The 12,130-nt window shown below is 63.3% G+C and carries 9 protein-coding genes; 8 read left to right on the top strand and 1 reads right to left on the bottom strand.

Features of this window, described 5'->3' with window-relative positions; genetic code table 11:
• Window positions 1-134: 134 nt before the first annotated feature.
• From leuS to XALGPE39_RS11440, 8 genes are all read left to right on the top strand, one after another.
• A complete protein-coding gene (gene leuS, locus XALGPE39_RS11475) occupies window positions 135-2,777 on the top strand; it encodes a leucine--tRNA ligase (protein ID WP_045728299.1) in 2,643 nt (880 codons plus the stop codon).
• A gap of 146 nt (window positions 2,778-2,923) precedes the next feature.
• Entirely contained in the window at window positions 2,924-3,508 is a 585-nt protein-coding gene (lptE, locus tag XALGPE39_RS11470) for an LPS assembly lipoprotein LptE (protein ID WP_045728298.1), read from the top strand.
• A 107-nt stretch (window positions 3,509-3,615) separates the two neighbouring features.
• Window positions 3,616-4,650 carry a DNA polymerase III subunit delta gene (gene holA, locus XALGPE39_RS11465; RefSeq protein ID WP_045728297.1) on the top strand — a complete coding sequence of 345 codons (1,035 nt, stop codon included), beginning with the start codon at window positions 3,616-3,618 and terminating at the stop codon, window positions 4,648-4,650.
• On the top strand, window positions 4,647-5,468 hold the full coding sequence (gene nadD, locus XALGPE39_RS11460; RefSeq protein WP_082061893.1) for a nicotinate-nucleotide adenylyltransferase: 822 nt from the start codon (window positions 4,647-4,649) through the stop codon (window positions 5,466-5,468). The genes holA and nadD overlap by 4 nt, the downstream gene beginning before the upstream one ends.
• A 55-nt stretch (window positions 5,469-5,523) precedes the next feature.
• The gene (gene rsfS / locus XALGPE39_RS11455; RefSeq protein ID WP_045729166.1) at window positions 5,524-5,940 is read left to right on the top strand and encodes a ribosome silencing factor; all 417 of its coding nucleotides are present in this window, start codon (window positions 5,524-5,526) and stop codon (window positions 5,938-5,940) included.
• A complete protein-coding gene (locus XALGPE39_RS11450) occupies window positions 5,933-7,093 on the top strand; it encodes a molecular chaperone DnaJ (protein WP_045729165.1) in 1,161 nt (386 codons plus the stop codon). Before rsfS ends, XALGPE39_RS11450 begins: the two co-directional genes overlap by 8 nt.
• Before the next feature lie 25 nt (window positions 7,094-7,118).
• The gene (gene rlmH, locus XALGPE39_RS11445; protein ID WP_045728295.1) at window positions 7,119-7,589 is read left to right on the top strand and encodes a 23S rRNA (pseudouridine(1915)-N(3))-methyltransferase RlmH; all 471 of its coding nucleotides are present in this window, start codon (window positions 7,119-7,121) and stop codon (window positions 7,587-7,589) included.
• A 502-nt stretch (window positions 7,590-8,091) separates the two neighbouring features.
• Entirely contained in the window at window positions 8,092-11,121 is a 3,030-nt protein-coding gene (locus tag XALGPE39_RS11440; RefSeq protein WP_045728294.1) for a TonB-dependent receptor plug domain-containing protein, read from the top strand.
• A 195-nt stretch (window positions 11,122-11,316) separates the two neighbouring features.
• Here the strand turns inward: XALGPE39_RS11440 and XALGPE39_RS11435 are convergent, their stop codons facing one another.
• Window positions 11,317-12,057, bottom strand: a complete 741-nt coding sequence (locus XALGPE39_RS11435) for an SIMPL domain-containing protein (RefSeq protein ID WP_045728293.1) — start codon at window positions 12,055-12,057, stop codon at window positions 11,317-11,319.
• Window positions 12,058-12,130: the final 73 nt, after the last annotated feature.

The raw sequence follows: 12,130 nt of genomic DNA, 5'->3' as shown, positions 1-12,130 counted from the left end.
CTTGTCATGCTGTGGTGAGCAAGGCGTCGTTGATGAGCTGCCGTGTGGGTGCCGTCTGTCGTCCGGGATTGGAGCGGCTTGCCGCGCTACGGTACCCTTAGCTGCTTTGTTGCCGCCTGGCCCTGTCCGTTTCCATGTCCGCCGTCGAGCCCCCCGTCTACGATCCGCAGCAGGTCGAATCCGCCGCCCAGCAGTTTTGGGACACCACCCGTGCTTTCGAGGTCGATGAGACCTCCGACAAGCCCAAGTTCTATTGCCTGTCGATGCTGCCGTACCCGTCCGGGGCGTTGCACATGGGGCATGTGCGCAATTACACCATCGGCGATGTGATCAGCCGCTATCAGCGCATGAACGGCAAGAACGTGCTGCAGCCGATGGGCTGGGACGCGTTCGGCCTGCCGGCCGAAAATGCCGCGATCAAGAACAAGACCGCGCCGGCGCAGTGGACCTACGCCAACATCGCGCACATGCGCAGTCAGCTCAAGTCCCTGGGCTACGCCATCGACTGGTCGCGCGAATTCGCCACCTGTCGGCCCGAGTACTACGTGCACGAGCAACGCATGTTTACCCGGCTGATGCGCAAGGGCCTGGCCTACCGCCGCAACGCGGTGGTGAACTGGGACCCGGTCGATCAGACGGTGCTGGCCAACGAGCAGGTCATCGACGGTCGCGGTTGGCGCTCCGGCGCGCTGGTGGAAAAGCGCGAGATCCCGCAATGGTTCCTGCGCATCACCGACTACGCGCAGGAACTGCTCGATGGCCTGGACCAGTTGCCGGGCTGGCCGGAATCGGTCAAGACCATGCAGCGCAACTGGATCGGTCGCTCCGAGGGGCTGGAGATCCAGTTCGAGGTGCACGATGCCGACGGGAGTGCATTGGATCCGCTGCGGGTGTTCACCACGCGTCCGGATACGCTGATGGGCGTGACCTTCGTGTCCATCGCCAGCGAGCATCCGCTGGCCCTGCATGCGGCCAAGTCCAATCCGCAGTTGGCGGCGTTGCTGGCCGAACTGAAACAAGGCGGGGTTTCCGAGGCCGAGCTGGAAACCCAGGAAAAACGCGGGATGGCCACTGGCCTGACCGCGGTGCATCCAATCAGCGGCGAACGTGTGCCGGTCTGGATCGCCAACTTCGTGTTGATGGGCTATGGCACCGGCGCGGTGATGGCGGTGCCCGGTCACGATCAGCGCGATTTCGAATTCGCCAACAAATATGCGCTGCCGATCCGCCAGGTGATCGCGCTCAAGTCCCCGCGTAACGACGACGAGCGCAATTACGATCCGAGCCGTTGGCAGGATTGGTACGGCGACAAGACCCGCGCGCTGGAGCTGATCAATTCGTCCGAGTTCGACGGGCTGGATTTCCAGGGCGCTTTCGAAGCCCTGGCAGAGCGCTTCGAGCGCAAGGGGCAAGGCCAGCGGCGCGTCAATTATCGCCTGCGCGACTGGGGCGTGAGCCGCCAGCGTTACTGGGGCTGCCCGATCCCGGTGATTTATTGCCCCAGTTGCGGCGCGGTGCCGGTGCCGGAGGATCAGTTGCCGGTGTTGTTGCCGGAGAACGTGGCCCTGAGCGGCACTGGTTCGCCTTTGAAGACCGACCCGCAATGGCGCAAGACCACCTGCCCGCAATGCGGCGGCGCGGCCGAGCGCGAGACCGATACGTTTGATACCTTCATGGAGTCGAGCTGGTACTACGCGCGTTACACCTCGCCCGGCGCCAAGGACATGGTCGATAAGCGCGGCAATTATTGGCTGCCGGTGGATCAGTACATCGGCGGCATCGAGCACGCGATTTTGCACCTGATGTACTTCCGTTTCTTCCACAAGCTGTTGCGCGATGCGCGCCTGGTGGACAGCGACGAGCCCGCGACCAATCTGCTGACCCAAGGCATGGTGATCGCCGAGACGTTCTATCGGCAGAATCCGGACGGTTCCAAGGACTGGATCAACCCCGCCGATGTGGAGGTGCAGCGCGACGACAAGGCGCGGATGATCGGTGCGATCCACAAGGGCGACGGTCTGCCGGTGTTGATCGGTGGTACCGAAAAGATGTCCAAGTCCAAGAACAACGGCGTGGACCCGCAGGCGATGGTCGGCAAGTACGGCGCCGATACGGTGCGCCTGTTCTCGATGTTCGCCGCGCCGCCGGAGCAGTCGTTGGAGTGGAACGAGGCCGGTGTGGACGGCATGGCGCGGTTCCTGCGCCGGCTGTGGGCGCAGGTACACAGGCATGCCGCCGATGGCGCGGCCCCTGCGTTGGACCCGGCCGCGCTGGGAGGCGAGCACAAGGCGCTGCGGCGCAAGACCCACGAGACCATCGACAAGGTCGCCGACGACTATGGTCGCCGCCACAGCTTCAACACCGCGATCGCGGCGGTGATGGAGCTGACCAATGCGCTGGCCAAGTTCGACGATGCCAGTGCGCAGGGCCGCGCAGTGCGTCAGGAGGCGTTGGAGGCGGCGGTGCTGCTGCTCAATCCGATCACTCCGCACACCAGCCATGCCTTGTGGCAGGTGCTGGGCCACGCGCCGACGTTGTTGGAAAATGTGCCGTTCCCCCACGCCGACCCGGCTGCGCTGGTGCGCGATGCGGTGACCTTGGCGGTCCAGGTCAACGGCAAGTTGCGCGGCACGATCGACGTGGCAGCGGACACCGCACGCGAGCAGATTGAGGCGCTGGCGCAAGCCGAGCCCAATACGGCCAAGTTTCTGCAAGGTCTGAGCATCCGCAAGATCATCATCGTGCCCGGCAAGATCGTGAATCTGGTGGTGGCATGAGTCCGCGCGGCGCGGGCGCTGTCGCGCTAGGTTTGCGTGCCTTGGCCGCATTCGCGTGGCGCGGCGTGTCTCAACCCGCGTTCACGCGCCATCGGGCAGGCTAGTCGCCTGTTGCCGCGCCCCATCAGCTCCTCCAGACTGTGTCCATGACCCGACTCCTGCTTGCCCTTGTCTTCGTAGTCTCCCTGGCGGCCTGCGGCTTCCACCTGCGCGACAAGCTGACCCTGCCGGCGGATACGCACGCAGTCAAAGTGGTGTCCTCGGCGCCCTACAGCGAGTTGGCCAAACTGCTCCAGCGCGGCCTGCGCGCAGCCGGTGCGCAGATCGCGCCGAAGGACGTCGACACGGACGTGGCGCGGTTGGAAGTGCTGTCCGAGCGCTGGGGCGACTTACCGATCGCGCTTGACGCCCAAGGCCGTGCGCAGGAGTTCAGTCTGCGCTATGCGGCGATCTTCCTGTTCCGTCGGGCCGACGGCAGCGTGCTGGTGCCGCAGCAGGTGATCGAGTTGTCGCGCGACTACGTGGCACCGCCTGCCGATGCCACCGGCACCACCACCGAGCGCGAGATCCTTGCCGACGAGTTGCGTCGGGAGATGTCGGCCTCGATGTTGCGCCGGATCGACAGCGTGGTGCGTGCGGAAGTGCGCGCGGGCAAGAACATCAACGCTGCGCCGCCAGCCGCCACCGGTACACCGGTCGAAGGCAAGCCGGCGCCTTCGCCGCAGCCTTGAGCGTCTGCCGGCTGTCGCCGCTGCGCGCGGTGCAGGCATTGTCTGGCGTCGTCGCCGTGCCGATGATCGGTTGCGTGCGCCACACCGCTACGGCGTAGGCTGTCGTCATGGAACTGCGTCCCGAACAACTGCTCACCCAGCCTGCCACGCAGCCGCTGCATCCGGTCTACCTGATCGCCGGCCCGGAGACCTTGCGCGTGCTGGAGGCCGCCGATGCGGTGCGTGCCCGTGCGCGCGCCGCCGGCATCGGCGAGCGCGAGGTGTTCGATGCCGATGGACGCGACTTCGACTGGGACCAACTCTATTCCAGCTTCAATTCTCCCAGCCTGTTCAGCCCGCGACGGCTGATCGAGTTGCGCTTGCCCAGCGGCAAGCCCGGCAAGGAGGGGAGCGAGGTGATCGCCGCGTTCTGCGCCGATCCGCCGCCGGACGTAGTGTTGCTGATCACCTGCAACGAGTGGAGCAAGGCGCACCAGGGTAAATGGGCTGACGCGGTCGGGCGCATCGGCGTGATCGCGGTGGCTTGGGCGATCAAACCGCACGAATTGGGCGATTGGATCGAGCGGCGCTTGCGCGGCAAGGGCCTGCGTGCCGATGCCGGCGCGGTGCAGCGGCTGGCCGAGCGGGTCGAGGGCAATCTGCTGGCGGCGGCGCAGGAAATCGACAAACTGGCTTTGTTGAGTGATGGACAGGGGCTGGACGTGGCGGCGATGGAGTTGCTGGTCGCCGATGCGGCGCGCTACGACGTATTCCGGCTGGCCGAGGCCACCTTGGGCGGTCAGGCGTCGGCGCTGCGGCGCATGCTCGCCGGTCTGCGCGCCGAAGGCGAGGCGGTGGCGGCGTTGCTACCGATTCTGATCAAGGAACTGCTGCGCACGGCGGTGCTGGCCAAGGTGCAGGCGGCCGGTGGCAATCTGGCGGCGGAGATGAAGGCGCAGGGCATTTGGGAAGCGCGGCAGGCGCCGTTCAAGCGCGCTTTGCAACGCCATGGCGCGCCGCGCCGCTGGGAGCGCTTCGTCGTCGAGGCTGGACGTATCGACCGCATCGCCAAGGGGCGTGCCGATGGCGATGCCTGGGTCGCGCTGGAACGCCTGTTGCTGGCGGTCGCCGAGGCGCCTGCGGTGCGGTTGTTGGTGGTATGAAAGCCGGGCCCCGGGACCCGGCACCGCAGACCCGGGAGAGCGGGACTCCCGAAAGCACGAACATCGCTGGCGCCGACACCACAGGTGCCGTGCCCCGCGCATCGCCGGGTCGCTGTGCGGAAGGCGTATCGGGCTCTGCCACGCAGGGGTTGCACCTCATCTATGGCGGCACGTTCGATCCGGTCCACAACGGACATTTGGCGATCGCCCGTGCGGCGCGCGATGCGCTTGGCGTCCCCGTGCGGATGATGCCGGCCGCCGATCCGCCACATCGCCCCGCGCCGGGCGCCACTGCGCAGCAACGCTGTGCGATGTTGGCACTGGCGATCGCCGATGAGCCGCAGGTGCTGCTGGATCTGCGCGAAGTGCGCCGCGCCTTGGCTCAGCCCGGCGTGGCGTCCTACAGTATCGAGACGGTGCGCGAACTACGTGCTCAACTCGGCGCCGACGCACCGCTGGCTTTGCTGATCGGTGCCGACAGCCTGGTCGGCTTCACCGGATGGCGCGAATGGCGCGTGCTGCTCGATGCGGCCCATCTGGTGGTTGCCGACCGTGCTGGTACTGGCTGGGAGCAGGCACTGCCGGCAGCGCTGACGCAGGCGTTGGCTGGGCGTTGGGCTGCTTCGCCGCAGGCGTTGGCCGCTGCGCCGGGTGGCCTGTTGTGGTGTCTGCGGCAGCCGCTGCGTAGCGAATCGGCCAGCCAAGTGCGCGCATGCCTGGCCGCTGGCGGTGATTGGCAGGCATTGCTGCCGGCGTCGGTTGCCGATTACATCCGCACTCACCGTTTGTATGCGGCAGATGCCGCCACAGTCGGCTGAATACGCTTCGTCGCAGGCTCCCCTATACTTTTCCCATTCCATCGAGTTCGCCGCTTTGTCCAGTCAAGCCCACGTTATCAAGACCCAAGTCCCGAACCCACCGCCACCGCTGCCGGTCCTGCTTGCCCACGTTCGCGAGGCAGTGGAGGAACTCAAAGCCAAAGACGTGGTGGAAATCGATGTGCGCGGCAAGTCCAGCGTCACCGATTACCTGGTGATCGTCTCCGGCACCTCCACGCGCCACGTCAAGTCGATCGCCGATGAAGTCGTCAAGTACGCCAAGCGTCTGGAGCTGATGCCGCTGGGCGTGGAAGGCGAGCGCGAAGCCGAATGGGTGTTGGTCGATCTCGGCGATGTGGTGGTACATGTGATGCTGCCGCGCGTGCGCGAATTCTATGCGTTGGAACGGCTATGGACGGTTGGCGACCAGCCGCCGAGCGATGCCGACGAGAATGCGGCCGGCGATGCCTAAACGCCAGGACGGCTTGCATGCCGCTGGCGGCCAGATACTGCCCGTTGTGCGGCTACGCGCGAGCGAGGGCGAGCCACGCTCGACCCCGGCGCGCAAGCGCTTCAATACGCTGGTCGAACGTCTTGAAAAAACCCGCCTGCAATTGCGTGCCTGGCACGAGGCGTTGCCGCGTTGGGAGCAGCGCTATCACGAACAGGTCGAGCCATTGCTGCAAGCGCGCGATGCGGCGCAGGCGCAACTGGTGCTGGAACTGGATGCAGCCCATGTCGCCTACAAGCTGAGCAAACGCGACCGGGCCGATCTGTCCGATGCGATCTGCGAACTCGCCGTTTTGCTCATCGAGGAAGGTGGTTTCGACGATCTGAAATCGGTCTATGACCGCCACAGTGAGGTGGCTTTCGATCAGCCAGTGGCCGAGTCCGATGCGAGGTTGAAGTCGTTGATCGGCGCACAGTTCGGCCTGACCGAGGAGGAGCTGGAGTATGTCCAGTCTCCCGAGGCTCTGTACGCGCAAATCCAGCAACGCGTTCAGGAGCAGCAGGCGCATGCGGCCGGGCGCGCGCAGCAGCGCGCCAAGGCACGTCGTGCCGGTGTGCGCAAGGCATCGGCGGCGGGCCCGCTGCTCGATCCGCAACAGACCCTGCGCGTGCTGTACCGCAATCTGGTCGCCGCGCTGCATCCGGATCGTGAGCCGGACCCGCAGCAGCGCGAACGCAAGACCGCGCTGATGCAGCGGCTCAACGGCGCCTATCGCGATGACGATCTGCTGGCCCTGCTGGAATTGCAACTGCAGATTGGTCAACTCGATCAAGCCGGAGTCGCTGCCATGGCTGAGCAACAGATTCGCGACTACAACAGCATGCTGGCCGCGCAGTTGAAGCAAATCGAACAGGAATTGGCGCAGTTGGTCGATGCCTTCATGGGCCGCTATGGCCTGGCCGAAGCGCTCCGACCACAACCGCAACGTCTGGACGCCTTGATGGCGCAGATCAAGCGCCAGTTGCAGCAGGAGTGCCGCGACTATGCCGACGAATGTGCCGCTGTTCGGCAGCCTGCCACGTTCAAGCAATGGCTCAAATGGCAGCGTGCGCACATGCAGGAACAGGCACGCGCCGCAGCCATGCTGGATGCGATGTTCGCGTGCGAACGCTGATGGTGTGCATGGTCGGCTTGCGGCGATGAAGGCGCGCCTCATCGCCACCGGTGAACGTGCCCCGGCCTGGGTAGCCCAGGGGTTTGCCGAATACCGCAAGCGTCTGTCGCACTGGCTGCCGCTGGAGTTGGTGGAAATCGAGCCAGGACTGCGCGGCAAGGGCCGCGATGCGCAACGCGCGATCGAGGACGAAGGGCGCCGTGTGCTCGCAGCATTGCCCAAGAGTGCGTTGGTGGTTGCTCTGGATGTGCCCGGCAAGCAGCACAGTTCCGAACAATTGGCGCAGCGGATGGAGCACTGGCGTGGGCAGGGCCGCGATCTGGCGTTGCTGATCGGTGGCCCCGAGGGCCATTGCAGCAAGGTGCTGGCGGCTGCCGATGAATCCTGGTCGCTGGGGCCGCTGACCCTGCCGCACATGCTGGTGCGGCTGATCGTGGCCGAGCAGTTGTACCGTGCCGCGGCGATGCTGGCCAACCATCCCTACCATCGCGCCTGAGCGCACCATCATGGTGAGTGTGTGTCTTGCCGCGAGCCATGCGCGGCAAAAATGCACGCGGCTTTCGTGTGCCCGGTTTCGTCAGCAGATTGTCCGCTCTGCCGGATTCCGCTAGCGCATGATCTAGGCGCTATCGCTACACCCTGTAGTGCTGCGTGCGTGCATCCGCGCTGCATCCTGTGTTGCTCACCTTGGGCTTGCCGTGGCCGTCGCTCCCATCCCATGGCCGAGCCCACTCCACGTATTCATCAATTAATGCTTCGCGGTGGTGCGAAATGTCGCTTGCTGCTGCGTTCTGCACCTTTATGGGTCTGGCTGATTTTTGTTCGGAAGTCATGAGATAGGAGTTGCAAATTTGTCTAGATTTTGCTCTAAATTAATCACCTATTAATGAAAGTTTTTCTTGAAACAAATTTGTCGGTAAAACGTCAGCTTCTTGCCCCTCGCTGCTGCGCGGCTGAGGTTTTTCTAGGTTTCCTTACTTACTCTGGGAGAGAGATAGATGTCCAAGCACCATCCGCGTTGTGTCGTGCGTCCAAGCGTATTGGCGGTGTTTCTGGCAGCGGCCCTGACGCAAGGGGTTGTTCATGCGCAGAGTACGACGGGTTCCATCTATGGCGCGGCGCCGTCGGGTGACACCATTACCGTCCAGAGTGATTCCGGACTCACGCGCACCGTCCCGGTGGATAGTGCCGGCCGCTTCAATATCGGCTCGCTGCCAGTAGGAACCTATACCGTCACCTTGAACAAGGATGGTCATGCCATCGATACGCGCAAGGGCATCGGTTTGCGGGTGAATTCGGGAACTGAAGTCTCCTTCGCTAAAGCAGATGGCACCTCCACGCTGGATGCGGTGACGGTCAACGCCAGCAACGTGGCGCCGGTGGACGTCACCACGGTCGACTCGCGCACGGTCATCACCGCTGAGCAGTTGCAGCGTCTGCCGTTGGCGCGCTCGGCAGAAGCGATTGCTTTGCTGGCACCCGGTGCCGTTTCTGGTAGCGGCTATTTTGGCAACGCCGTGTCCTTCGGTGGTGCTGGCGTGTCGGAGAACGCTTACTACGTCAACGGCTTCTCCACCGGCAATCCGCTCAATAACATCGGCGGCGTGAGTTTGCCCTATGGTGCGATCGACCAGCAGGAGGTCTATACCGGCGGCTATAGTGCGCGCTATGGTCGCTCCGATGGTGGCGTGATCAACCAGATCGGTAAGCGCGGTACCAATGAATGGCACTTTGGCGGGCAGGTGCTGTGGCGTCCACGCGGAACCTCCGAGTCGCCGAAGGACGTGTACTACCCCAATGACAACCTGCCCAGCGGCTATGCGTATCAGAAACCCGGATTGGCCGGTACGCTGTATCGCTCGGGCAAGGACAATCCGACCTGGAGCAACGTATACAGCGCCTACGCTGGCGGCCCGTTGATTGAGGATCGTCTGTTCCTGTTCGCTGCGGTCGAGCAGGAAAAGATCAATGGTGTCGGGACCAATTCGTCCGACAGTGGCGTCTTAGCCCGCAACCATTCCGACGAGAGCAAACCCAAGGTCTACACGAAGATCGACTGGAACATCAACGACAGTAACCTCCTCGAACTGACCGGGATCAAGAGTAACGACCGCACCGGCGGTTACTACAATGCCTTCGACTACGCCACGCTATCCGAGGGCGCGCGCAATTCGACGGTCGCGCCGAATATCGTCAAGCAGGACAGCACCTATTACATCGGCAAGTACACCAGCTATTTGACCGACGATCTGACCTTCAATGCGACCTACGGCAAGAGCACCTTCGAGAATAAGGATTATCCTGGCATCGTCAGTTCGGATCCCTATCTGAGCGGTCAGGTCTTCCAGGATTCCTCGATCACCGGCGGTCAGCCGATCTATAACAACCAGGGTTCGCGCAACAAGCGCGATGGTCAGGACAAGACCCGCGGTCTGCGTCTGGACTTCGATTACCGCTTGGGTAACCACGATCTTGCCTTCGGCCTCGACAATATCTACTACTCCGCCAAGAACGAAGGTCAGGCCATGACTGGCCCAGGGTATTCCTGGTATTACGCGAAATCGTCCCAGCCAGCCCTGCCGATCAATTCTGCGCTCGGCGTCGGTGCCCCCGGTGGTAACGGTTATTATGTGCGCAAGCTGATTTTCAGCACTGCTACATCGATGTCGGTCAAGCAAAAAGCCTACTTCCTCGAAGATCGCTGGCAGGTCAGTGACAAGGTGTTGTTGTCGCTGGGTTTGCGCAACGATAAGTTCGTCAACAGCAACAGCGACGCCAAACCCTACGTCGATAGCGGTAATCAGTGGGCGCCACGTCTCGGTGCCACCTGGGACGTGCATGGCGATTCCTCGTTGAAGGTCTATGCGAACCTGGGTCGCTATTTTCTGGCGTTGCCCAACAGCGTCGCGATCCGTGGCGCTTCGGCGTCGACCTACACCAGCGAGTACTTCGCCTATAGCGGCATCGATGCCAAGGGCAACCCGACCGGCCTGCGTGCGTTGGGGCCTGGCCCGGTTTCCTCAAACGGCGAGTACGGTGTTGCGCCGGATCCACGTACCTTCACCCCCACCGATTTGAAGTCGATGTACCAGGACGAGCTGATCGTGGGCTTCGATCAGGCGTTCGCCGAGAAGTGGGCTTTCGGTGCCAAGGCGACCTACCGCAAACTGGAGTCGGCCATCGACGACGTGTGTGATCCGGATCGCATGCGCACCAAGCTGCAATCGCTGGGTGTGGATCCCAGTACCGTCACGATCCCGGGCTGCATCCTGTTCAATCCGGGCAAGACGAACACCTACAGTCTTGCCAATAGCAATGGTGGACGCACCCAGTTCAGCATGAGCAAATCCGACTGGGGCTTCGATAGTTCGGCCAAGCGCAACTACGCCTCGGTCAACCTGTATCTGGAGCGTCCGTTCGATGGCAAGTGGAGCACGCGTGTCGACTACACCTGGTCGCGCAACTTCGGCAACACCGAAGGTCAGTTGAAGTCCAATATCGGTCAAACCGATGTGTCCAAGACCCAGGACTGGGACGCGGCGGCGTTGATGTCATGGGCTGGCGGTTATCTGGCGAATGATCGCCGTCATCAGTTGAAGGTCTACGGGGCATATCAGGTTGCACCGGAATGGATGGTGTCGGCCAACCTGCGTATCCAGTCCGGTACGCCGCGCGATTGCCTGGGTTACTTCAGTGCCAATGGCACCGACGAGAGCTCGACGGCGGGTGATCCGATCGGTTACGGCTCGGCTTATCACACCTGCGCCGGCAGCCCCTCGCGTCCTGGCGATGCGGGCCGCACACCATGGACCAAGCAGGTCGATCTGGGTCTGATCTACCGTCCGGCGTTCGCGGACCAGAAGCTGGCGTTCGGGTTGCAGGTGTTCAACCTGTTGAACGAGCGCAAGCCGACCCAGCAGTACGCCACATGGGAGTCTGGCCCGTACACGGTGCTCAATACGTATGGCATGGGCAATTACTTCCAGGCACCGCGTTACCTGCTGTTGTCGCTGTCCTACGACTATTGATCCAGGCATCGCGCCGTTCGCGGTTCGACGTCGATCTGTCAGGCCCGCTCCCAGTAATGGGGGCGGGCGTTTTCGTTTGCTCTATCTGCCATGGCGTGCATCCTGCGTTGCGACGGACTGCTCCCGGAGTGCTTGCAGACACGATGACGGCGCCCGCAGGCGCCGTCGCGATCTGGCATGCACTGAGTCAGTAGCTTACTTACCCAGTTCGAACACCACGTCCAGGTTGACCGAGACGCTGCTCTCGCCCGGCGCCACCGGCGTTTCGGTTCTCGCATTCATTGTCACAGCGCGCAGCATCGGCATTGGCAGGCGCACGCCGCCGCTGTTGCTTTCGGAGATGCTGACGATACGGCGCACGCGCAGCCCAAGCGTTTTGGCGTAGTTCTGCGCGCGGGTCTGGGCTTTCTTCAGCGCATCGCCGCGGGCCTGGTCGTAGAGCGGTTCCGGGTTGTCGATCTCGAAACTCGGACCGTTGAGCTGATTGGCACCCTGTGCGGCCAGGGCATCCAGTACTTTGCCCAGCTTGGCGATATCGTGCACCTTGAGGTTGACCGAGTTGTTCGCCTGGTAACCGATGATCTGCGGTGCCCGGTTCTCGGCGTACTTGTACTGCGGGTTGAGGCTGACGCCGCTGGTTTGCACGTCCTTGTCGGGGATGCCAGCGGCGTGGATCGCGGCCAGAACCTTGGTCATCTGTGCGGCGTTCTGGTGCATTGCGGTGCCGCTGTCGGCGGCCTGGCTGACCACACCGGCCGACAACGTGGCCATGTCCGGCGCGTGCTTGGCCTCGGCTTGCGAGGTGATGTTGAGTAAGGTGCCGTCGGCGGGCACGGCATAGCCGGGCGTAGCCGGTTGCGCATGGGCGGCGGTGATCGTGCCTGCAAGCGGCAGCGACAGAGCCAACAGCAGCGGGCGAAGGGGTAGGGGGCGCATCGGTGTTCTCCTTGAAGGATGGGCTGAGAGTGTTGCTGTGACGATGAACGCGTGATGATCTTCCATGGCGGTC

Origin of the sequence: Xanthomonas sp. GPE 39 (genome assembly GCF_000963005.1) — a bacterium.
In the GTDB taxonomy this organism is placed as follows: domain Bacteria; phylum Pseudomonadota; class Gammaproteobacteria; order Xanthomonadales; family Xanthomonadaceae; genus Xanthomonas_A.
This window is presented reverse-complemented; position numbering and strand designations above follow the sequence as displayed.